The 20,734-nt window shown below is 69.9% G+C and carries 21 protein-coding genes; 13 read left to right on the top strand and 8 right to left on the bottom strand.

Features of this window, described 5'->3' with window-relative positions; translation table 11 throughout:
- Nucleotides 1–60: 60 nt before the first annotated feature.
- The 3 genes from vanH to vanX are packed head-to-tail and all read left to right on the top strand — an operon-like array spanning nucleotide 61 to nucleotide 2,614.
- Complete coding sequence (gene vanH, locus ACSHWB_RS33895; protein WP_439657364.1) at nucleotides 61–1,023, top strand: D-lactate dehydrogenase VanH; 963 nt, start codon at nucleotides 61–63, stop codon at nucleotides 1,021–1,023.
- Nucleotides 1,020–2,018 (top strand): D-alanine--D-alanine ligase family protein, encoded by a 999-nt coding sequence (locus ACSHWB_RS33900; RefSeq protein ID WP_439657365.1) that lies wholly within the window; start codon nucleotides 1,020–1,022, stop codon nucleotides 2,016–2,018. The genes vanH and ACSHWB_RS33900 overlap by 4 nt, the downstream gene beginning before the upstream one ends.
- A complete protein-coding gene (vanX, locus tag ACSHWB_RS33905) occupies nucleotides 2,015–2,614 on the top strand; it encodes a D-Ala-D-Ala dipeptidase VanX (RefSeq protein WP_439657366.1) in 600 nt (199 codons plus the stop codon). The genes ACSHWB_RS33900 and vanX overlap by 4 nt, the downstream gene beginning before the upstream one ends.
- Here the strand turns inward: vanX and ACSHWB_RS33910 are convergent.
- Nucleotides 2,590–5,337, bottom strand: coding sequence for a BTAD domain-containing putative transcriptional regulator (locus ACSHWB_RS33910; RefSeq protein WP_439657367.1), 2,748 nt, complete (start codon nucleotides 5,335–5,337; stop codon nucleotides 2,590–2,592). The two genes, vanX and ACSHWB_RS33910, sit on opposite strands and share 25 nt — an antisense overlap.
- Before the next feature lie 208 nt (nucleotides 5,338–5,545).
- Between ACSHWB_RS33910 and ACSHWB_RS33915 the strand changes: the two genes are divergently transcribed.
- Together ACSHWB_RS33915 and ACSHWB_RS33920 are read left to right on the top strand one after the other, a co-directional pair.
- The gene (locus ACSHWB_RS33915; protein WP_439657368.1) at nucleotides 5,546–6,826 is read left to right on the top strand and encodes an FG-GAP repeat domain-containing protein; all 1,281 of its coding nucleotides are present in this window, start codon (nucleotides 5,546–5,548) and stop codon (nucleotides 6,824–6,826) included.
- A 31-nt stretch (nucleotides 6,827–6,857) separates the two neighbouring features.
- Nucleotides 6,858–7,319, top strand: coding sequence for a hypothetical protein (locus ACSHWB_RS33920; protein WP_439657369.1), 462 nt, complete (start codon nucleotides 6,858–6,860; stop codon nucleotides 7,317–7,319).
- A gap of 51 nt (nucleotides 7,320–7,370) precedes the next feature.
- On the opposite strand, the gene ACSHWB_RS33925 is transcribed toward ACSHWB_RS33920, so the two are convergent.
- Nucleotides 7,371–8,180 (bottom strand): SDR family oxidoreductase, encoded by an 810-nt coding sequence (locus ACSHWB_RS33925; RefSeq protein ID WP_439657370.1) that lies wholly within the window; start codon nucleotides 8,178–8,180, stop codon nucleotides 7,371–7,373.
- Nucleotides 8,181–8,254: 74 nt separating this feature from the next.
- On the opposite strand from ACSHWB_RS33925, the gene ACSHWB_RS33930 reads away from it, so the two are divergent.
- From ACSHWB_RS33930 to ACSHWB_RS33955, 6 genes are all read left to right on the top strand, one after another.
- Nucleotides 8,255–8,980: a GntR family transcriptional regulator gene (locus ACSHWB_RS33930; protein ID WP_439657371.1), complete on the top strand. Its 726-nt coding sequence runs from the start codon at nucleotides 8,255–8,257 to the stop codon at nucleotides 8,978–8,980.
- Nucleotides 8,981–9,038: 58 nt separating this feature from the next.
- Nucleotides 9,039–10,478, top strand: coding sequence for an NCS1 family nucleobase:cation symporter-1 (locus tag ACSHWB_RS33935; protein ID WP_439657372.1), 1,440 nt, complete (start codon nucleotides 9,039–9,041; stop codon nucleotides 10,476–10,478).
- Nucleotides 10,475–11,188: an aspartate/glutamate racemase family protein gene (locus ACSHWB_RS33940; RefSeq protein WP_439657373.1), complete on the top strand. Its 714-nt coding sequence runs from the start codon at nucleotides 10,475–10,477 to the stop codon at nucleotides 11,186–11,188. The genes ACSHWB_RS33935 and ACSHWB_RS33940 overlap by 4 nt, the downstream gene beginning before the upstream one ends.
- 45 nt (nucleotides 11,189–11,233) lie before the next feature.
- Entirely contained in the window at nucleotides 11,234–12,118 is an 885-nt protein-coding gene (locus ACSHWB_RS33945) for a DUF1963 domain-containing protein (protein WP_439657374.1), read from the top strand.
- A gap of 208 nt (nucleotides 12,119–12,326) precedes the next feature.
- On the top strand, nucleotides 12,327–12,911 hold the full coding sequence (locus tag ACSHWB_RS33950; RefSeq protein WP_439657375.1) for a hypothetical protein: 585 nt from the start codon (nucleotides 12,327–12,329) through the stop codon (nucleotides 12,909–12,911).
- 355 nt (nucleotides 12,912–13,266) lie between these two features.
- On the top strand, nucleotides 13,267–14,343 hold the full coding sequence (locus tag ACSHWB_RS33955) for a BtrH N-terminal domain-containing protein (RefSeq protein ID WP_439657376.1): 1,077 nt from the start codon (nucleotides 13,267–13,269) through the stop codon (nucleotides 14,341–14,343).
- Between the two features lie 57 nt (nucleotides 14,344–14,400).
- On the opposite strand, the gene ACSHWB_RS33960 is transcribed toward ACSHWB_RS33955, so the two are convergent.
- Both ACSHWB_RS33960 and ACSHWB_RS33965 read right to left on the bottom strand, forming a co-directional pair.
- Nucleotides 14,401–14,535, bottom strand: a complete 135-nt coding sequence (locus ACSHWB_RS33960; RefSeq protein WP_439657377.1) for a hypothetical protein — start codon at nucleotides 14,533–14,535, stop codon at nucleotides 14,401–14,403.
- 43 nt (nucleotides 14,536–14,578) lie between these two features.
- Nucleotides 14,579–15,151: a helix-turn-helix domain-containing protein gene (locus tag ACSHWB_RS33965; protein ID WP_439657378.1), complete on the bottom strand. Its 573-nt coding sequence runs from the start codon at nucleotides 15,149–15,151 to the stop codon at nucleotides 14,579–14,581.
- A gap of 48 nt (nucleotides 15,152–15,199) precedes the next feature.
- On the opposite strand from ACSHWB_RS33965, the gene ACSHWB_RS33970 reads away from it, so the two are divergent.
- Both ACSHWB_RS33970 and ACSHWB_RS33975 read left to right on the top strand, forming a co-directional pair.
- Nucleotides 15,200–16,057, top strand: a complete 858-nt coding sequence (locus ACSHWB_RS33970) for a class I SAM-dependent methyltransferase (RefSeq protein ID WP_439657379.1) — start codon at nucleotides 15,200–15,202, stop codon at nucleotides 16,055–16,057.
- Between the two features lie 26 nt (nucleotides 16,058–16,083).
- Nucleotides 16,084–16,218: a hypothetical protein gene (locus ACSHWB_RS33975; RefSeq protein WP_439657380.1), complete on the top strand. Its 135-nt coding sequence runs from the start codon at nucleotides 16,084–16,086 to the stop codon at nucleotides 16,216–16,218.
- On the opposite strand, the gene ppk2 is transcribed toward ACSHWB_RS33975, so the two are convergent.
- From ppk2 to ACSHWB_RS33995, 4 genes are read right to left on the bottom strand one after another with little or no spacing between them, the layout of a single operon-like run.
- Nucleotides 16,215–17,162, bottom strand: a complete 948-nt coding sequence (gene ppk2 / locus ACSHWB_RS33980; protein ID WP_439657381.1) for a polyphosphate kinase 2 — start codon at nucleotides 17,160–17,162, stop codon at nucleotides 16,215–16,217. The genes ACSHWB_RS33975 and ppk2 overlap by 4 nt on opposite strands.
- A gap of 41 nt (nucleotides 17,163–17,203) precedes the next feature.
- Entirely contained in the window at nucleotides 17,204–17,959 is a 756-nt protein-coding gene (uppS, locus tag ACSHWB_RS33985; RefSeq protein WP_439664720.1) for a polyprenyl diphosphate synthase, read from the bottom strand.
- Between the two features lie 7 nt (nucleotides 17,960–17,966).
- Nucleotides 17,967–18,755 (bottom strand): lipoyl protein ligase domain-containing protein, encoded by a 789-nt coding sequence (locus ACSHWB_RS33990; RefSeq protein WP_439657382.1) that lies wholly within the window; start codon nucleotides 18,753–18,755, stop codon nucleotides 17,967–17,969.
- A gap of 25 nt (nucleotides 18,756–18,780) precedes the next feature.
- Nucleotides 18,781–20,589: a sigma-70 family RNA polymerase sigma factor gene (locus tag ACSHWB_RS33995; protein WP_439657383.1), complete on the bottom strand. Its 1,809-nt coding sequence runs from the start codon at nucleotides 20,587–20,589 to the stop codon at nucleotides 18,781–18,783.
- Nucleotides 20,590–20,734: the final 145 nt, after the last annotated feature.

Below are 20,734 nucleotides of genomic sequence, written 5' to 3' on the forward strand. Positions count from 1 at the left end.
CGCCGATGTATCCAAAACCGGATACGGGCTCGCAACGCCGTGCTCCCTTGACTGGGTGGCATGGCAACAGGCATCACGATTTACGGGTGCGGGCCGGACGAGGCCGTCCTGTTCCGGAGAATGGCACCCCGCTGCGGCGTGACGCCGACCATCACGGAGGCGGCGGTATCCGAGGCCAACGCTGAACTGGCGCGCGGAAACCAATGTGTCAGCGTCGGCCACAAAACTCGCATCACCGATTCCACGCTCGTCGCGCTCAGTCGCGCCGGCGTGCGGTACATCTCGACCAGAAGCGTCGGCTTCGACCACATCGACGTGGACCGCGCCGAGAGCCTGGGCATCACCGTCGGGAACATCGCCTACTCACCCGACAGCGTCGCCGACTACGCGCTGATGCTGATGCTGATGGCCGTACGCGACGTGAGGTCCGTCCTCAGGCGCGCTGAACTGCACGACTACCGGCTGAACGCGGTGCGAGGCAAGGAACTGCGCGACCTGACGATCGGCGTGATCGGCACCGGCCGCATCGGGGTGGCGGTGCTGGACCGGCTGCGCGGCTTCGGCTGCGGCGTGCTCGCCCACGACAGCCGCCCCCGCAACTCCGCCGACTACATGCCGCTGGACGAACTGTTGCGGCTGAGCGACATCGTCACGTTGCACGTCCCGTTGACGCCGGAAACACATCACCTCCTCGACCGCGACCGAATCGCACTGATGAAACCCGGTGCGGTCATCGTCAACACCGGACGCGGCCCGCTCGTCGACACCAAGGCTTTGGTCGAGGCATTGGAAAGCGGGCATCTGGGCGGCGCGGCACTGGACGTCCTCGAAGGCGAGGAAGGAATCTTCTACGCCGACTGCCGGGCCAGGAACATCGACAGCGAGCCGTTGCTCCGGTTGCAAAGAATGCCGAACGTGCTCATCACTCCGCACACGGCCTATTACACGGACCACGCCCTGAGCGACACCGTGGAGAACAGCCTCATCAACTGCCTCAACTTCGAAAACGGGGGAAACGCATGACCAAGGTGAAGATCGGAATCATCTTCGGCGGGTCGTTCGAGGAACACCCGGTCTCGGTGAAGTCCGCGGGCGAGGTCGCCCGCAGCCTCGACCCGTCCCGCTACGACCCGTCCTGGATCAAGATCACCCGCGGCGGCGACTGGAGGCTCTGCACCGGCCCGGACTCCGGCGACGGCCGACCGGTCGTGCTCTCACCCGGCGGCCTGCTCGTCCTGGGCGACGGGCGGTTCGAGACGATCGGCCTGGACGTCGTCTTCCCCGTGCTGCACGGCAGGCAGGGCGAGGACGGCGCGATCCAGGGCCTGCTGGAGCTGTCGGGCATCCCGTACATCGGCTGCGACGTCCAGAGTTCCGCGCTGTGCATGGACAAGTCGCTCACCTACGTCGTCACCGGGAGCGCGGGGGTCGCGACGCCGAACTTCTGGACCGGCACGCCGGACTCCCCGGCCTATCCGGTCTTCGTCAAACCGGCCAGGTCGGGATCGTCGTTCGGCGTGACCAAGGTGTCCACAGAGGACGAACTGCACGTGGCGCTCGAAGTGGCCCGGCAGTACGACTCCAAGGTCGTGATCGAGGAGGCCGTCGAGGGCGGCGAGATCGGCTGTTCGATCCTGGGCACCGGCGACGACCTGGTGGTCGGCGAACTGGACCGGGTGGCGCTGACCCACGGCTTCTTCCGCATCCACCAGGAGGACGCACCCGAGACCGGTTCGGACAACTCGACCTTCATCGTGCCCGCGGACATCCCCGCGGAGCACCGAGCACTCGTCCAGGAGACGGCCAAGGTCGTCTACCGCGCACTGGGCTGCTCGGGCCTGGCACGGGTGGACATGTTCCTGACACCAGAGGGAAAAGTGGTCCTCAACGAGGTCAACACCATGCCCGGCCTGACCTCCTACAGCCGCTACCCCAGGATGATGGCGGCCGCCGGACTGTCGCTCGGGGACGTGATCGACCGCCTGGTGTCACTGGCACTGACGGGAAAGCTCCAGTGAACGCCGACTTCGTCCTCGTGGACGTGCCCGGAATCCGCTGGGACGCCAAGTACGCCACGTGGGACAACTTCACCGGCAAACCCGTGGACGGCTACCTGGTCAACCGGATCGTGGCCACCAAGGCGTTGTCCGCGGCCCTGGCGTCGGCGCACGAGAAGGCGGAATCGCTGGGCTTCGGCCTCCTGCTGTGGGACGGCTACCGCCCGCAACGCGCCGTGGACAACTTCCTGCGCTGGGCCGCCCAACCGGAGGACGGCCGCACCAAGGCACGCCACTACCCGAACATCAGCAGGACTGACATGTTCGAACAGGGTTACGTGGCAAGAAGATCAGGCCACAGCCGAGGGAGCACCATCGACCTCACCCTCTACGACCTGGGCACAGGCGAACTCGTGCCGATGGGCGGCGGCCACGACCTGATGGATCCGATCTCGCACCACGGCGCCGCGGTCGGTGAGGTCGAGACGGCGAACCGGTGGCACCTCTGCTCGATCATGGAGGCCTGCGGTTTCCGGCGCTACGACAGCGAATGGTGGCACTACACGCTGATCGACGAGCCGTACCCGGACACCTACTTCGACTTCCCGATCGGCTGACCCAGGGAGTCGAGCTGCCGGCACACCCGGTCGGCGGCCTCGTCACGGCCTTGGTCCCGGTACATCCGCAACGCCTCCCGCCACGCCGCGCGTGCCTCGTCGTGCTGACCCAGCGCCCTGTGCGGCCAGCCGCGGTTGTCGAGGGTGTTCGCGACCTCGTAGGTGTGACCGTGGGCGCCGAAGAGGGCCTCGGCCTTCCGGTAGTGGTCCACCGACGCCAGGTGGTCGCCGGTGTGGTGGGCGATGAACCCGAGGCTGTCCCACGTGCTCGCCTCGCCCATGGCGTACCCGTGTTCGCGGTGCAGGTCGAGGCCGGCGAGGCAGTGCTCGCGAGCGGTGTCGAAGTCACCCAGGCACGCCGCGAACCAGCCCACCGCGTTGAGCCCGTCGGCCACCCACGCCTGGTTGCCGAGGGTGCGGTAGTGGCGCAGCGCCTGCCGGGCGTGGTCCAGTGCGCGTCGGTTGTCACCCCGGCGCTCCCAGGTCGTGCCGAGCGCTTGGTGCGCGTGAGCCTGTTCCGGCGTTATTCCCTGGCGGACGGCGAGGGCGAGCGCGCGCTCCAGGTGCCTGGTCGCCGCCTCCTGCAGGCCGCCCCGCGTGCAGGCGCTGCCGAGGTAGCGGTACGTGCGGATGCGCACGGTCGCGTCCGGCAGGTGAGAGGACGCCTCGAGCGCCGCCTCCCACACGACAAGCGCCTCGACGCGGTGCCCCCGCCGGTAGTGGTACGTGTCGAGCGCCCTGGCGAAGTGCCAGACGACCTGGTGACGGCCGAGGTCGGCGGCGGCGCGCTGGGCGGCGAGCAGGGTCGTGTGTTCGGCCTCGAACCACGCCATCGCCGTGGCGGCACCGGCCAACGGGTGCGGGTGCACGCCCTGGACGGGTGGGTCGGGGCACATCAGTTCGCGGTACGGGTCCAGCAGGCGGTCGGCGGCATGCGCTGTGTGCAGGTAGAAGTCCATCACCCTTGCCAGCGCGGACTCGCGTACGTCGTTCGGCAGCTCGTGCGCGACGGTGGCGGCGTAGTGGCGGACCAGGTCGTGCATGACGTACCGGTCGTGGGTGCGGCTGACCAGTGAGGCGTCCTCCAGCGCCGTGAGCGCTCTACGGGCGCGTGCTGGTGACAGACCGGTGAGCGGCACCACGGCCGCGAGGGTCGTGTCGGGGCCGGGGCAGATGCCCAGCAACGCGAACGTGGTGCGCTGCTCGTCCGTGAGCCGGCGCAGCGACCACGAGAGGACCGACGGCAGGCACGAGGCCGTGTCGGTGTCCAGGCCGAACATCTCCAGCCCTAGTTCGCGGAGCTCGGCCGCGATCTCCGCGAGCGGGACGGACGGGTGCACGGCGGCGTGCCGGGCGGTGATCGCCAGGGCCAGCGGGTAGCCGCCGCACAGCTCGACCAGCTCCTTCACGGCGCCGGGTTCGGCTGCGGCGCGCGCCTCACCGAGCCGGGCGGCCAGCAGGGCGCGGGCGTCGCCGCCGTCCAGGACGTCCAGCCGCAGGTGGTTCGCGCCGTGCCGGTCGATCAGCGACACGAGGCCGGACCGGCCGGTGATCAGCACGGTGCAGCTCGGGCTGCCGGGCAGCAGCGGGATCACCTGCTCGGAGGTCGCGGCGTTGTCGAGCAGCACCAGCATCCGCTGCCCGGCGAGCAGGCTCCGGTAGAGCGCGGCCTTGCCGTCGAGGTCGACCGGGACGCGGTTCGCGGAGACGCCGAGCGCGGTGAGGAACCCGAACAACGCGGCGTCGGGTGTGACGGGCTGCTCGCTGGGGTGGAAGCCGCGCAGGTCGACGAACAGCTGGCCGTCGGGGAACCGCGCGGCGTGCCGGTGCGCCCAGGCGAGGGCGAGCCACGTCTTGCCGATGCCGCCGGTCCCGCCGATCGCGGAGATCAGCATCGTGGTGCCCGCCCGTGCCGCCGAGAGGTGCGCGAACTCGGCCTCGCGACCGGTGAACCACCTCGGGGGCGCGGGCAGCTGTCTGGGCACGGGTTCGCTCGTCACCGGTGCCGGAGCCGGGTCCGCCGCGAGGATGCGCTGGTGCAGCTCCCGCAGGGCGGCGCCGGGCTCGGTGCCCAGTTGCTCGACGAGCCGGTCGCGCAGCCGCCGGTGGTGCGCCAGCGCGTCGGCGGTGCGACCGGCGTGGTGCAGGGCCTGCATCAGCTGCCCCGCAAGGTGTTCGTCCAACGGCCACCGCGCGCACCGGGCGGTCAGCGGCGCCACCAGGTCCTCGCCGTGGCCGAGGCGCAGCAGGACGTCGGTCAGGTCCCGTTCGGCGGCGAGGCGTTCGTGGTGCAACCGGTCCCGTTCGTCCGCGGCCCAGTCGCCCTCCGCGCCGGTCAGCGCCTCGCCCCGCCACAGCTCCAGCGCCTGCCGCAGCAGGTCCGCCGCCTGGCGGTCGTCCTCGGCACGGGCCCGGTCGCGCAGGTCGCGGAAGCGGAACAGGTCGATCGCGAACCTGTCGGCCTCCAGCGCGTACCCGCCGGGACGGCGCGCGACGGATCCTTCGAGCAACAACCGCAGGCGCGACAGGTAGTTGAGCAACGTCGCCCGCGCCCGCTGCGGCGGCTCGTCGCCCCACACGCGCCGCGTGAGCCGGTCCACCGAGACCACCTGGCCCGCGTCCACCGCCAACGCGGCCAGCACGCACCGCTGCCGTGCCGGTCCGAGATCGACCTCGCTTCCTCCGGCGAGCACGGCCATTCCACCCAGCAGAACGAGTTCCATCCGGTTCCCCCGCTGTGAGTTCTCCCCTTACCGCCGTGATACCAGGCGTGAGCAGCGGTTGTGAGAAAAGACGGGAGATTCACGGAGATGGGCGCGGACGGTGGAGTCACCACCACCGAACATCAGGAAAGCGAACCCGATGAAACTGAATTCCGCTTCAGCTCGGCGTGCACGGAGACCCGGTGCCGTCCTCGCCGTACTGGCCGTCGTGATCTCCTCGCTCGTCGCGGTCGCCCCGAGTGCGGGGGCCTCGGTCATGGGCGGGGTGGTGAGCCGCGCCGAGAGCCTCGCCAGGGCCCAGAACTGGGTGGACCGCGGGATCACCTACACCCAGTCGGCCGCGGCCACCGACCCCGACGGCGCCCACTCCTACCGGCGCGACTGCTCTGGCCTCGTGTCCATGGCCTGGCACCTGCCCAGCAGCCTGCTGACCAACGAGTTCCTCGCGAAGGCACAGGCCGGCGACGGCATCACGATCATCGCGAAGTCGGCGCTCCGGTCCGGCGACGCCATGGTCCGCGACAGCGACGGGTGGGGCCGCGACGGCCACATGGAGCTCTTCTCCCACTGGAAGAACCCGAACAACCACAGCGAGGGCGCCTACGTCTACTCGTTCAACAAGCAGGGGGAGACGGTCCGCAATCCGAGGGCGGACAACAACGTCGGAGAGCGGGGCTTCAACAGCAACTCCGAAATGAACGAGTACACGTTCATCCGCTACAAGAAAATGGGCGGCGAACGGGTGTCCGATTTCAGCGGCGACGGCTACGCGGACCTGCTGGCGGTGAACGCCGCGGGTGATCTCGTCTACTACCCGAACAACAACCTGACGATCTCGGACTCGACCTCGCGCCGCATCGGGCAGGGCTGGGGGACGTTCAGCCACGTCGCGGCAGGGGACTTCAGCGGCGACGGGTTCGCCGACGTCCTCGGGGTGAACGCCGCCGGGAACCTCATGTACTACCCGAACAACGGCATCGCGATCGCCGACTCCACGTCACGGCAACTGGCTTCTGGCTGGGGATCGTTCCGTCACGTCATGGCGGCCGACTTCAGCGGCGACGGCTACGCGGACGTGCTCGCGGTGAACGCCGCGGGTGATCTCGTCTACTACCCGAACAACAACCTGACGATCTCCGAGTCGACCTCGCGGCGGATCGGGCAGGGCTGGGACACCTTCAGCCACGTCTTCGCGGCGGACTTCAGCGGCGACGGCCACGCCGACGTCCTCGGGGTCAACTCCGCGGGGAACCTCATGTACTACCCGAACAACGGGCTGGCGATCTCCGACGGCACGGCGCGCCGGATCGGGCAGGGCTGGGGCACGTTCCGGCACGTCTTCGCCTCGGACTTCAGCGGTGACGGCCACGCCGACGTGCTCGGCGTCGACGGCTCGGGAGCCGTCCTCTACTACCCGAACAACAACCTCTCGCTCTCCGGTTCGAGCCAGTTGGCGACGGGGTGGCAGGCGTTCCGCCACGCGCTCTGAACCGGGAGTTCCGACACCACAGGAGGAAAAGATGATGACACGAACGACGACGGCGGCAGCGCTGGCGCTGCTGGCCACCACGGTGATGGGACTGAGCCTGGCCCAGCCCGCCGCCGCCCGGAGCACGACCGCCGACACAGGAGTGGGGGCGCAGGCGTTACCGGGGCACTGCGCGGGGGCGACGGTCCGCACGAGCAGCCAGGTCGGCTCGACCCAGCGCACCACCTCGGCGTGGGGCAACATCGCGCTCGACCTCAACGCGAACACCGGCACGAGCGACTGCCCCGGCGTGTGGCCGGGCGGCACGCTGTACGTGGCGGCCGCGCGCTGCCGCGACAACGCCCGCTTCTCGTCGTGGCGCCGGTACAACGGTCCCGGCCGGATGGACATCGCCACCGACGTCCTGCCCAACACGTGCTTCAAGCTCACCTGGTACGGCGCCGGCGGCAACGACGGCAACTACTTCCAGGGCCGCGTGATCTGGCCTGGGTGACGTGAACACCCGAGCGGGTCCGGCACGTCCGGGCCCGCTCGTTCGCGTGCGTCAGTCGCGCGCCCTGAGCTTGCGCTGGGTCCGGCGGCCCTGCGCCACCATGAACGGGATCGCGCGCAGCCCGAAGCGCGGGAACGTGGCGGCCAGCCGGGCCAGTGCCCCGCGCCACTTCGGGACGGTGACGACCGGTTTCGGCTTGTCGAGCACCGCGGCGACGGCGGCGGCGATGTCGGCTGGCTGCAGCAGCGTGCCGGAGAACGACAGTGCGGCCGCGGGATCGTCGAGCTTGTCGAAGAGCATCGGCGTCCAGATGCCGTCCGGGCAGACGCACGAGATGTCGACGTCCTGGACGCCCGCCTGCCGGAGATCGGCGAGGGTGCTGAGGCTGAAGCCGAGGGCCGCGTGCTTGGAGGCGGCGTACACCGCCTCGCCCACGACGGCAGTGATGCCCGCGAGGGACACGATGTTCACGACGTGCCCGCCGCCGTGGCCGCGCATGGCCTGGATCGCGGCGACCGTTCCGTTGACGGTCCCGAGGGTGTTGACCTCGACCATCAGCCTGCGGGTGGCGGCGTCCTGCTCCCAGGCGGGCCCGGTCACCAGGACCCCCGCGTTGTTGACCCAGACGTCCAGCCGGCCCGCGCGGGCGACGATGTCGTCGCGCGCCGCCTGCACGGCCGCGTCGTCCCTCACGTCGAGCACCCGCGCGACGGCGCCGATCTCGGCGGCCGTCGCGGTCGCGGTGGCCTCGTCGACGTCGGTGACCAGCACCGTGTAGCCGCGCTCGACGAGCATCCGCGCGACCAGCCTGCCCACACCACGTCCGGCCCCGGTCACGACCGCGCCCGCTTTCGCTGTCATGGAGCGAGTGTCGCGCCTTCAAGCCGTCACGGGGAGACCGGGGCTCGAAGTGGTGATGCCGCTACCGTGTCCGGATGCGGGCGCCCAGGAGAAGGTCGATCGTGGTGGCGAGGCTGGAGGCCGACCGCGGTGGCAGTGCTCAGGCGGCCATCCTCGCCGAGCTGCGGCGGTGCCTGCTGGACGGGGTGCCGCCCGGCAGCGCCATTCCGCTCGACGAGGTGGCCGCGGTGTTCGGCGTGAGCAGGATCCCCGTGCGGGAGGCGCTCAAGACGTTGATCGGGGAGGGCCTGGTCGAGCACCGGCCCAACTTCGGCTACACCGTCGCGAAGCTGACGCCCGAGGAACTGCACGAGCTGTACGTGGTGCGGGGCGTGCTGGAGGCCGCCGCGCTGGGGGCCGCGGTCTCGCGGGCACGGCCGGCCGACGACGACCAGGCCCGCGCCGCGCACGCCGCGCTGGCAGAGGCGCTGGCGGCAGGTGACGTGCGGGCGTACCACCGGGAGAGCCGCCGGTTCCACCTGGCGCTGGTCTCGCCCAGCGGGATGAAGCGGTTGCTGGACATGTTCGAGTCCGCCTGGAACCTCACGGAACCGTTGCAGCCCATGGCACACGTGGCGGACGCCGAACGCGTGGCGTTGCACGCCGACCACGAGGGCATGCTCGCGGCGTTCGTGGCGCGGGACGCGGCGGCGCTGGTGGAGGCGGCCAGGACGCACCACGAGCGGCTGCGGTCGTCGCTGGCGGCGGTGCCGAGGGACACCGGGCTGTTCGCGGACGGGGAAGATATACGTTTCCCGTAGCAGTCGGGAAACAACTCCTTCCTACGGTGGCGTCACCCCACCAGGCAGGAGCGCGGCGATGACAGCGACAGTGACGAACGCGGAACGCAGGCTCGCCTACGACCCGAGGCTCACCAACGCCGATCTGGCGCCGTTGGAGAAGCAGACCTGGGGCTCCTACAACATCTTCGCGTTCTGGATGTCGGACGTGCACAGCGTCGGCGGGTACGTCACCGCGGGCAGCCTCTTCCTGCTGGGCCTGAGCGGCTGGCAGGTGCTGGTGGCGCTGGTGGCGGGCATCGGCATCGTCTACTTCTTCTGCAACCTCGTCGCGAAGCCCAGCCAGCAGACCGGCGTGCCGTTCCCGGTGATCAGCCGCAGCGTGTTCGGCGTGCTCGGGGCGAACGTGCCGGCGGTGATCCGCGGGCTGATCGCGGTGGCCTGGTACGGCATCCAGACCTATCTGGCGTCGGCGGCCCTGGACGTGGTGCTGCTCAAGCTGTTCCCGTCGTTGCTGCCGTACGCGGACGTGCAGCAGCACGGGTTCCTGGGACTGTCGGCGCTGGGCTGGGCGTCGTTCACCTTGCTGTGGTTCCTGCAGGCGGCCGTGTTCTGGACGGGCATGGAGACGATCAGGCGGTTCATCGACTTCTGCGGTCCCGCCGTGTACGTGGTGATGTTCCTGCTGGCCGGGTACCTGATCGCCCGTGCGGGCTGGGGTGCGATCGACTTCAACCTCGGCGACGTGAAGCACACCGGCTGGGCCTCGTTGCCGGTGATGTTCGGCGCCATCGCGCTGGTGGTCTCGTACTTCTCCGGCCCGATGCTGAACTTCGGGGACTTCTCCCGTTACGGCCGGTCGTTCGCGGCGGTGAAGCGAGGCAACCTGCTCGGCCTGCCGGTGAACTTCCTCGTGTTCGCCGTGCTGGTCGTGGTGACGGCCTCGCTGACCGTGCCGGTGTTCGGCGAGCTGCTGACCGACCCGGTCGCGACGGTGGCGCGGATCGACAGCACGTTCGCCATCGTGCTGGGAGCGTTGACGTTCAGCATCGCCACGGTCGGCATCAACATCGTCGCCAACTTCATCTCGCCCGCGTTCGACTTCTCCAACGTCAACCCGCAGCGGATCAGCTGGCGCGCGGGCGGCATGATCGCCGCGGTCGGTTCGGTGCTGATCACGCCCTGGAACCTCTACCACAACCCGGCGGTGATCCACTACACGCTGGAGACGCTGGGCGCGTTCATCGGCCCGTTGTTCGGCGTGCTCATCGCCGGGCACTACGTCATCGCACGGCAGCGGGTCGACGTCGACGACCTGTTCAGCATGTCGCCCACCGGGAAGTACTGGTACCGCAAGGGGTACAACCCGAAGGCGATCATCGCGACCGCCGCCGCCTCGCTCGTGGCGATGGTGCCGGTCCTGGTGCCCGCGCTCGCGGACGTCGCCCCCTACAGCTGGTTCGTCGGCATGGCGCTGGGCTTCGTGTTGTTCACCCTGCTGTCGCGGGGAGATCGGTGAAGATCCACGTCGTCAACCCCAACACCAGCACGACCATGACCGAGACGATCGGGCGCGCGGCCGCAGCGGTCGCCGCACCGGGCGTCGAGGTGCGGACCACGTGCCCGTCGATGGGGCCGGCGTCGATCGAGAGCCACTACGACGAGGCGCTCAGCGTGCCGGGTCTGCTGGCCGAGATCGCGTCCACCCAGGCGGACGGTCACGTGATCGCCTGTTTCGGTGACCCGGGCCTGGAGGCCGCCCGCGAGCTCGCGGACGGGCCCGTGGTCGGCATCGCGGAGGCGGCCATGCGCACCGCGGCCTTCCTCGGCAGGGGGTTCAGCGTCGTCACGACGCTGGACCGGACCTGCGGCCGCGCCTGGGACCTGGCCCACCGCTACGGCGTGGCGGGGTTCTGCAGGGGCGTGTCGGCCTGCGACGTGCCAGTGCTGGAGGTGGAGGCCGCGGTGGACGCCGTGGTCGCCGCCTGCCGGGCGGCGGTGGCGGCGGACCGCTCGGACGTGGTCGTCCTCGGGTGCGCCGGCATGACCGCCCAGCGCGCCGAGATCGAGCGCCGGGTCGGCGTTCCCGTCGTGGACGGTGTCCAGGCGGCGGTGCTGCAGGTGGAGTCGTTGGTGCGCATGGGTTTGCGGACGAGTGCGGTGGGGGAGTTCGCCGCACCACCCGCGAAGTCCTACTCCGGCCTCCTCGCACCGTTCGCGACAACCTGACCTCGTGAGGGAGCGCTTCCACCCGATCTGCGATCATGCCGCGCCATGGATCGTCATGAGCAGTTCCTCAGCGCGGCAACAGATCGAGGCATCCCGGCGGACGAGGCCGGCAAGTTCGCCGACCAGCTCCGGTTCGCGATCTGGGCGGGCCCGGCCGGTGCAGGGGACGACGTCGCAGGGCAGTTCGGAGGGCTTCCCCGGTTACCGGTGGGCGAGGAGTGGCCGGGTGAGGAGTACCCGTTGCCGTTCATCGGCTCCGTCGACCTCGCGGCACTTCCCCAGGCGGAAGGTCTCGGCCTGCCGGCGGACGGGTCACTGCTGTTCTTCCTGCACCACGAGGAAGACATGGAGGAACATCCCACCACTGAGTACTCCCGAGCCCTGTACGTCCCGGCAGGCACGGAGACCGAGGTGGCGTCACCGCCGTCCGGTCACGACACCAGGACGTTCTTCATGGAGCCCATCCCGTTCCTCCTCCCCGAGCACCGGCTCACCGCCTGGGTGCGGCCGGTGCTGCCGGACTGGCTGGAGGAGCGTGACGTCAAGTCCGAGGCGGACACCGTGAAGCAGTTGTTCGACGAGCTGAAGCACATCGACGAGTTGTGCGGGCTCGTCGGCGAACTCTGGCCGGACGACGACCGCTTCTGCACGCTTCGGCTCGGCGGGTACGGCCGGGCGATCGGCGGCCAGGACGACCCGTGGACGCAGATGGCGTTCGACAACGTCAGGAGCCGGCATCCTGAGATGTCGATGGACGAGCGGTACCGCCTGATGCGCGAGGAGGAGTACCGGCTGGTCCGGGAGCTGGTGCCGCTCGCCCAGTTCCCCACTGCCAGCGAGTTCTACTACGGGTGCTTCCTGATCAGCACCGATGATCTCGCCGCAAAGCGCTTCGGGCAGATGCGCTCGTTCACCATGTTCACCGAGTAGTGGAATTCCGGGACCCGTGATTCCACGTGACCAGTGTCCTCTCCGGACTGATCGGCAAGCCCGCGACCAGGCCGGGAAAACCCTGACGTAACAACTGATGCGGGTCGCGCGACTGTGGCGGTAGAGCTTGGGCCGCAGCGCGACAACAGGATCCGCCTCGCTGCTCCCGCTCGGCGAAGTCGTCCGTGAGCAGCGAGGTAGAAAACCGATGACCATCGAGCCGTTGCCGGCGAACCCTGAGTGGACGGCGTCCTGGAACGCGGCGGTCCACCTGTACCGGCACCTGGCGGCGGGCGGTGTTCCAGGGGAGGTCGCCACGTCGTTGTTGCTCGCACCCGGCGAGGCGACCTACTCCGATCTCACCCTCGGATATTCCAGGTTCTACGGAATGGACGTCACCTACGAGCGGTCCGGCGGTCTCTTCCTCGGGTCACCGCTGTTCGTTGCGGCGGGCCTGGCAGCGAACGCGGTGAGCAACAACATCGCCAAACAACGTGCGCAGAACATGGCCGCGCCCCAGTGGCGTGAGCACTGCGCGGCGCGAGTCGTTGTGACGAACTACTGCGTCATGTGCTTCGTGCACGGCAGGTGGCTGCGATTCGCGTACCCGAACGTCGTGGACTTCAACGCGGACATGCTCAACGGTGCCTGCTACCTGATCTTCGACGGCTCGGAGCCCCTGCAGCTGGCAGGGCTCCAGGTCCCTTGGCTGGCCGTGCTGCTGTCGAGCTTCCTCTACGGCCCTGACCGGCTCTCGACGCTGCCCTTCCTGCAGTCGATCACGCGGGCGTGAGTCGCGGCTCCTCCTGCCGCGACAACGCAGATCACCATTCCTCCTGGAGTTCCCAGGGCGGCTCTGTCCCAGATGGACAGTCCCTTGACCACTGCGTCAGGAATGCGGTCGTGGCGGATTCGCTCCGCCGGTCGAGGACGGTTCTCCCCTGACCAGGGGACTACGGGTTAGGATGTCGGCCGGCGAGTTCCGCGCCGAACCTCCTGACCGGGTGCCCACGCCATCCGGCTCTCGCGGGGGCAAAGGGGACCTGTGCGCCTCGGGACGCCGACCTCGTCATGCCTTGACCAAGGCTGTCGCGGCATCTGGGTGCGTGGGGTTCGGGTGCCAACGGCGACGGCCGAGGAGTTCGGTGATGACGTCACGCAAGCAGCTCAAGGCTCAGGTCCGCGCCCGCATGGCCAAGACCGGTGAGCGCTACACCACCGCACTGGCGCACCTGGGCGGTGCGTCGCCGGACGGCGGATGGGTGTTGCGCGGAGGCACGGACCCCGACGCGGCAGGCTTGAACGCCATGCTCGCCGCACGGGGGATCTCGGGGCTGACGGAGGCGCTGCTGTTCGGCATCGGCGGCGGGATCGGCGCCGGGTACATCCTGTGGGAGTTCAAGCACGACGACAGCTGTCACGTGACGCTCGGCTTCTCCAACACGTGGCAGTACGTCACCCGCCGGACCGAGAAGGTCCTCGCACGCCTGGGGATCGAGTCCGAGTGGCACCGGTCCGCGCCCAAGGCCGCGCAGGCGTGGCTGACCGGCCGGCTCGACGCGGGGGACGCCGTGATGGTGTGGCCCGACCGCTACCAGATCGGCTACTGGGACCTGCCCGAGGCGCTCGACGGCCACGGCGGGCACCCGGTCGTCGTGTACGGCACCTCGGGCGACCGGGTCTACCTGGACGACCGGAACCTGGCGCCGCTGACCGTCGCGCGAGCGGATCTGGACCGTGCCGTCGCCCGTGTGGGCACCTGGAAGAACCAGGCGCTCGTGATCACGGACTCCGATCGCGCACCCGACGTCGAGGCAGCTGTCCAGGAGGGCCTGCGAGACGTCGTCGAGCACCTGTCGCAGAAGTCGGACTCTTTCTCGTTGCCGGCGTGGCGCAAGTGGTCGCGGATGATGACCGACACCAAGGCCGCGAAGGCGTGGCCGAAGGTGTTCGCCGACGGCAAGCGGCTCGGCCTCGCGCTGCAGAGCGTCCGGGAGGGCGTGGACGGCCGGATCGGCGTCACGGGCGGGAACCTGCGGCCGTTGTTCGCCGACTTCCTCGACCAGGCAGGGCATTCCGGGCTGGCGCCGCGGTGGCGGGAGATCGCCGAGATGTGGCACGCGGTGGGGGAGTCGACGGAGTTCGCCGCGATCGGCAGGCAGCTCGCTGAGGTGTACGAGGCCGAGACCGACGCGATCGCCCGGTTGAAGGCGGCCGTGAACTGACCGTCCGGAGGCGGGACGAGTGCTCGTCCCGCCTCCATGCTCAGGCCGTTGGGTCGATCACTTGCCGCACAACGCCGTGGCGAACGTCGACGTGACGGCGTCCGACGTCTCGGGCTTCACGGGGTAGGCGTTCACCGCGATCACGGCGATGCGGCCGTCCGGGCCGACACCGGCCATCGACATGCTGTCCAAGCTCGGCCTCGTCGAGCCCCACAACACCTCCGGGCTGTGACGCTCACGGGTGCAGGTGGGCGCGTTCGCTGTTGTGGTCGAGGATGCAGAGGATCTCGGCCGGGCCGCGATCGCTGCGGATGGTGTGCGGGGTCATGGTCGAGAACGAGGCGGCCTGGCCGGCCTCGACGCGGATGACGCGTTCGCCCAGGTAGAGGACCACGGTGCCGGACAGCACCGTGAACCAGTCCCTGCCGGGGTGGACGCCGAGGTCGTCGGGGGTGACGTCGCCCGCCTGGCCGGTGATGCGCATCTTCGCGACGGTCAGGCCCGGCGGGCCGTTGTCCTTGCTCAGCAGCCACGTGGTCAGGCCGCGGCTGTCGTCGCGGTCGGGACGGATGACGACGTCGGAGTCGTCGGGGGACTCGACGAGCTCGTCGAGGGACTTGCCCAGCGCCGAGGAGATGGCGGTGAGCTGGTCGAGGCTGAGGCGGCGGTGCCCGGTCTCGATGCGGCTGAGCTGCGAGGGGCTGATGCCCGCGCGTTCGGCGAGGTTGTCCAGCGACCAGCCGCGCGCCTTGCGCAGGGACCTGATCCGCATCCGGACGATGACGTCCAACGTCGATTCTTGCTCCACCGGCAAGAGTGTATGACGTGGTGGCAATGATCGATCTAACTTCGAAGCATGAACACACGCCACGAGGTCCACGGTCACATCGGGCACGAGCGGGCAGACGGCTCCGCCATCGCGCTGACTCGGCTGCTCGAACTGGACGCCGAGGTCCTGGCCTCCTACCTCGCGGAACTGACCGCCCGGATCGCCGAAGTGGCGGACCGCGCCCCGGAGCGGATCCTCGACCTGGGCAGCGGCCCCGGCACCGGCACTCTCGCCCTCGCCCGCCGGTTCGGCTCGGCGACGGTGACCGCGGCGGACATCTCCCCGCAGATGCTGCACCGCCTGCACAAGCAGGCCGCCGCGTACGGGGTCGCCGAGCGGGTCAGCACGGTGGAGGCGAACCTCGACGAACGCTGGACCGAGATCGGTGAGGGCGGTCCGTTCGACCTGATCTGGGCCGCGGCGTTCCTGCACCACGTGGCCGACCCCGGCGCCACCCTGGCCCAGGCGTTCGAGCACCTCCGGCCGGGCGGGCTCCTGGCCGTCACCGAGATGGACTTCTTCCCGCGCTTCCTGCCCAGGTACGCCGGAGTCGGCCGGCCCGGGCTGGAAGCCCGCCTGCACGCTGCCACGAACACCCAGCCGCCCCACGAGTGGACCGGCCCGCTCCAGGACGCCGGATTCTCCGTCGTGGAGCGGCGCCCGTTCGAGATCAGCCTCGACAGCACGCAGACCGGGCCGGTCCTGAACGACTACGCCCAGGTCTGCCTCACGAAGCTGCGGTCGCACGCCACCGACGTCCTCGATGCGGACGATCTCGCCGCCCTCGACGCATTGCTGGACGCGACGCGGCCGCACAGCATCTCCCGTCGCGACGACCTGAGCGTGCGCACCACTCGCACGACGTGGATCGCCCGCCGCCCGTGAACCGCCGCAACGAACTGGAGTTCACCATGAGCACCGCTGCGGCCCTCGACACCGCACCCCGCAGCCGCGTCATGGCCGTGCTGGGCCTGGCCCAGCTGATGGTGGACGAACGGGCGAGCCGGATCACCGCGGCGCTGCGCGACGCGCTCGACCGCTGCTAGGGATGCAGGCCAGGGCCTGGTTCCGCACAGGGCGCGATGGGGGTGGGGCTGAGGGCGGTGTCGTCCTCGCCCGCCTCCAGCAGCGTGGCCGCGGCACCGACCACCCGTCCGTCCGGCGTGCCGATCACGCCGGAATCCTTGTCGTGGTAGTCGAAACGGGCGAGGACGCTGCGCATTGCCTCGATGCGGGCGCGCTTCTTGTCGTTGCTCTTGACCACGGTCCACGGTGCGATCTCGGTGTCGGTGCAGCGGAGCATCGCGACCTTGGCCTCGGTGTAGTCGTCCCAGTGGTCCAGCGACCTGATGTCGTTGGGGCTGAGCTTCCACTGGCGCACCGGGTCGATCTGCCGGATGACGAAGCGGGTCCGCTGTTCGTTGCGCGACACCGAGAACCACAGCTTCACCAGCAGCACGCCGTCGTCGACGAGCATCTGTTCGAACACCGGCGCCTGCCGCATGAAGAGGTCGTACTCGGCTTTGGTGCAGTAGCCCATGACGTGCTCGACCACGGCGCGGTTGTACCAGGAGCGGTCGAACAGCACGATCTCGCCGGCCGTGGGGAGTTCGCGGACGTAGCGCTGGAAGTACCACTCGCCCTGTTCGCGTTCGCTCGGTTTGTCGAGCGCCACCGTGCGCGCGCCGCGGGGGTCCAGGTGTTCGGTGAACCGCTTGATGGTGCCGCCCTTGCCCGCGGCGTCACGACCCTCGAACAGGATCACCAGGCGTTGCCCGGTCTCGGCGACCCAGTGCTGGAGCTTGAGCAGCTCGATCTGCAGCAGCCGCTTGAGGTGGTCGTACTCGGGGCGGGGCATGCGTTCGGTGAACGGGTAGTTCTCGCGCCAGGTCAACACCTCCCGGCCGTGCGCGTCGAGGAGGACCGGTTCGTCGTTGTCGGGGAACTTCGCGGTGTAGCCCTCGGCGAGCAGGTCTAAGGAGGTCGTCACGAATTCGTACATACCCGGCGTACCGGGTGCGCAATCCCGGATCAGCGGGCCGCGTACGACCGCAGTGCGCGCAGGAAGTCCAGGTACCGGAAACCGGGCCAGTGGACGTCGCAGAAGTGCAGTTCCGCGTAGGCCGCCTGCCACAGCAGGAAACCGGAGATGCGCACCTCGCCGCTGGTGCGGATCACCAGGTCCGGGTCGGGCTGCCCGGCCGTGTAGAGGTGCCGGGCGATGTCGTCCGGGGTGATGCTCTCCGCGAGCTCGGTGAGGCTCGACCCGGCCTGGGCTCGGTCGTCCAGCAGCGCGCGCACCGCGTCGACGAGTTCGTGACGGCCGTCGTAGCCCACGGCGATGGTCAGGTGGAACTCGGCCGCGCGGTCGCGGGTGTCCTCGGCGGCGAGTTTCAGCGCGTTCCTGGTCGTGTCGGGGAGCAGGTCCAGGCGGCCGGCCACGTGCACCTGCCAGTTGGCGGACCCGACGGCCCTGGGGATCACGATCTGCTCGACGACGTTCATCAAGTAGTGCATTTCGGTGTCGTCGCGCTTGTGCAGGTTGTCCGCGGAGGCGACGAACACCGTCAGGTGGTGGATGCCGATGTCCTCGCACCAGCCCATGACGTCCTTGACGTGTGCGCCGCCGTGCCGGTGGCCCAGGCTCGGGTTGTCCAGGCCCTCCTGCCTGGCCCAGCGCCGGTTGCCGTCCATGATCACGCCGAGGTGCCTCGGCAGCCTGGCGTTCTCGAGCTGCCTGCGGAGGCGGCGCGTGTAGAGATCCTGCAGGGCGTTGCGCATGATCATCACGGAGTCACGCTAGCAGCGGGTTCGACCGCGTCCAGTCGTCGACGCGGAACGGGGATCCGCCGTGGGCCTTCGCCGCGTGCGCGACCATCTCGGGCGGGAGTTCGCTGTCGATCATGTCGAGCCGGTCGCGGTAGTCGGCCACGAACGCCGCGGCGACCTCGGTGGCGGTCAGCGCGGGCTCGTAGTCGGCGAGGCCCGCGATGGAGCTCTGCCGCAGGTCGTACCCGAGCGCCTTCGAGACGTCCGTGATCACGGCGTGCACCCGGTCGGAGACGGCGACCTGCACGACGGTGCTGAACAGCGAGCCGGTGGAGGTGACGCGTTGCGCGGAGCCCACGACCTTCGTGTCGCCCCCGACGTTGATGCTGAACTCGCCGGGGCAGTACTCGCCCTCCACCTCGCCGATGCGGGCGTCGATGGCACCGAGGCCGCGCAGCACCCGCACGTGGCTCTCGGCGTTCGCGGCGAACGTCGAGGCGCCCGCGTGCCGGATGTCCGTGGTGCTGTCCAGGTGGTCGATCACCACGGCGCCGCTGTCGTAGGCGACCATGCGCCCGCCCGGCGACCTGACCACCGGCTCGAACCCGGCCGCGCGGGCGAGTTCGGTGGCCTCGGTGATGCCGGGTGACCGCAGGTCACGGCCGCTGAACGCGACCGTGGGGCCCTGCGGCACGTAGATGTGGACGAGCTGCGACCACGGCGCGTTGGGCGTGCGCAGCAGCAGTGCCGGGATCACCAGCTCGGTGATGGCGCTCCCGGCGCTCCCGGACACCAGCAGGCGGGTGTTGTTCACGCCGCCGATTCTCTGCCACGCGGTGTCAGCCCGCGGCGCGGTATGCCTGACCGGCCTCGTTCGGGGTGCCTCCGGGTGCGTAGAGGCCGGTGCCGGGCTTCTCCGCGGGCAGCGCGAACCAGGCGTAGCGCTCGAGGTAGGGGAGGCCTTCCATCATCGCGCTGGAGTTCTTGGCGAACGCCGCGAGCTGCGCCTGGGTGGGGAAGCGCGCCGTGCCGCCGGAGAAGTCGATCAACGCGTACTCGGTGAGCCACACCGGTTTGCCGTAGCGCTTGTGCACGGCGTCGAGGTAGTTCTTCAGGTGGCCGACGGCGGCGTCGCTGAAGTCCGAGCCGTACCAGTGCACCGCGATGAAGTCGACGCGCAGGCCGCGCTGGGCCGCACCGGTCATGAACCGGTCGAGCCAGCCACCGGCCTTGTCCCCGCTGTGCGCGACGGCGGGGCTGCCGAGCCGCAGCCCGGTCGCCGCCAGCTTCGGCCACAGGTCGAGCGCCTGCTCCGGGGACATGTTCGCCTGCTCGGGGAAGTCCGGCTCGTTGAAGCCGAGCAGCACCTTGCCGTTCGCCTTCGCCTTGGCGATGGTCGCGTCGTCGGTGAACTTCGTACCCCAGATCATCGGCACGAACTCGACGTTCGGCGGCGTGGCGATGCCGTCGGGGTTGGTGGCCCAGTTGTAGTACCAGCCCGCGCGGACGTCGGTGAGCGCCTTGCCGACGCCGTCGAAGTTCCAGGTGCTGACGCCCTTCTTCACCGAGGCCGTCACGGGTACCGCGGGCGGTGGCACGGGCTTGGCGGGCGTCGTTGTCGTCGTGGGTGGTGTGGAGGACGGGACGGACGAGACCGTGGTGGTGGGCAGCGGGGTGGATGACGTTGTGGCCACTGGGAGGGCGCGTGCGACCGGTTCCTCGGGGGAGGGCAGGACGGCGATCACGATGCCCGCCGCCAGCACCGCGGCCGCGGCTGCCGCGATGGGCTTCACGAGCGCGCCCTTGAACAGGAGGCTGGCCTTGCCGGCGTTCGCCGTCACCGGGGTGATGTGCGCGCCGGCGATCGTGGCGGGGTCGAAACCGAACGCCGCGGGCAGTGGCACCAGCGGCAGCGCTGCGAGCAGCCCCTCGACGGACGCGAGGTCCTGCCCGCAGCGCCGGCAGCGGGCGCAGTCGCGGCTGTGCCGGGCGATCCGCTTGCGCCACAACGCGCTGGGCACGCCGTCCCACTCCGAGACGACGTAGGCCAGGTCGGGACAGCGCGGCGTGCGTTCCAGCGTCCGCACGACGATGCGTGCCGCGTCGAGCTGGGCCTTGACCCGCTGCACGCGCACGGCGGTGTGCTGCGGGGTCAGCTCCAGCGCGTTGGCGACCTCGGTGCGGGTCAGCCGCCCGGCCGCCTCCAGCCACCACAGCGACAGAAGCTCGCGCTCGTCCTCGCTGAGCCACCGGGTCGCCGTGACGACCTCGCGGCGCTGCCCGGACAGCTGCAGGCGCATGATCGTGAGGTCGACGAAGTCCGCGCCGGGATCGGCGACGTCCTCCGGCACCGGACCGCTGATGGGCACCCGCAGGCCCTCGCGGTGCCGCAGCCGGATCTGGTTCATGGCGATCGCGACGAGCCACGACCGGAACCCGGCGGGCTCCCGCAGCCCCGGCAGGCCGTGCACCGCCCTGAGCATGGTCTCCTGGACCACGTCGTCGGTGTCCGGATGCCCGCCGAGCGCGTGCCCGACGATGTTGTAGACGAGCGGCAGGTACCCGCTCACCAGATCGTCCAGCGCGCGCTGGTCGCCATCACGCGCGGCGACCACCGTCGCGACGCCGGGGTCCTCGGCCATCGCCATGTCCACCTCACTTGCCAGTTCAGGGTCGTCTGACCAGGAGATGTCCCAGGTGCCCGGCGATAACGAAAATAGTTCGCCGGCCCGCACCCCAGGCCAGGTGGACCCCCTTGCGGCCTTGACGAGGGCGCTACCTGCGACAACACTG

The organism is Lentzea sp. HUAS TT2 (assembly GCF_051853195.1).
Lineage (GTDB): Bacteria > Actinomycetota > Actinomycetes > Mycobacteriales > Pseudonocardiaceae > Lentzea.

Bases quoted from the DNA above. Each gene is read 5' to 3' on its own strand.
- ACSHWB_RS33970 (WP_439657379.1), top strand. From the start codon at position 15,200: ATGAACACACGCCACGAGGTCCACGGTCACATCGGGCACGAGCGGGCA.
- ACSHWB_RS33995 (WP_439657383.1), bottom strand. From the start codon at position 20,589: ATGGCGATGGCCGAGGACCCCGGCGTCGCGACGGTGGTCGCCGCGCGT.
- ACSHWB_RS33955 (WP_439657376.1), top strand. From the start codon at position 13,267: ATGACGTCACGCAAGCAGCTCAAGGCTCAGGTCCGCGCCCGCATGGCC.
- ACSHWB_RS33935 (WP_439657372.1), top strand. From the start codon at position 9,039: ATGACAGCGACAGTGACGAACGCGGAACGCAGGCTCGCCTACGACCCG.
- vanH (WP_439657364.1), top strand. From the start codon at position 61: ATGGCAACAGGCATCACGATTTACGGGTGCGGGCCGGACGAGGCCGTC.
- ACSHWB_RS33975 (WP_439657380.1), top strand. From the start codon at position 16,084: ATGAGCACCGCTGCGGCCCTCGACACCGCACCCCGCAGCCGCGTCATG.
- uppS (WP_439664720.1), bottom strand. From the start codon at position 17,959: ATGATCATGCGCAACGCCCTGCAGGATCTCTACACGCGCCGCCTCCGC.
- ACSHWB_RS33930 (WP_439657371.1), top strand. From the start codon at position 8,255: ATGCGGGCGCCCAGGAGAAGGTCGATCGTGGTGGCGAGGCTGGAGGCC.
- ACSHWB_RS33920 (WP_439657369.1), top strand. From the start codon at position 6,858: ATGATGACACGAACGACGACGGCGGCAGCGCTGGCGCTGCTGGCCACC.
- ACSHWB_RS33910 (WP_439657367.1), bottom strand. From the start codon at position 5,337: ATGGAACTCGTTCTGCTGGGTGGAATGGCCGTGCTCGCCGGAGGAAGC.
- ACSHWB_RS33900 (WP_439657365.1), top strand. From the start codon at position 1,020: ATGACCAAGGTGAAGATCGGAATCATCTTCGGCGGGTCGTTCGAGGAA.
- ACSHWB_RS33925 (WP_439657370.1), bottom strand. From the start codon at position 8,180: ATGACAGCGAAAGCGGGCGCGGTCGTGACCGGGGCCGGACGTGGTGTG.
- ACSHWB_RS33950 (WP_439657375.1), top strand. From the start codon at position 12,327: ATGACCATCGAGCCGTTGCCGGCGAACCCTGAGTGGACGGCGTCCTGG.
- ACSHWB_RS33945 (WP_439657374.1), top strand. From the start codon at position 11,234: ATGGATCGTCATGAGCAGTTCCTCAGCGCGGCAACAGATCGAGGCATC.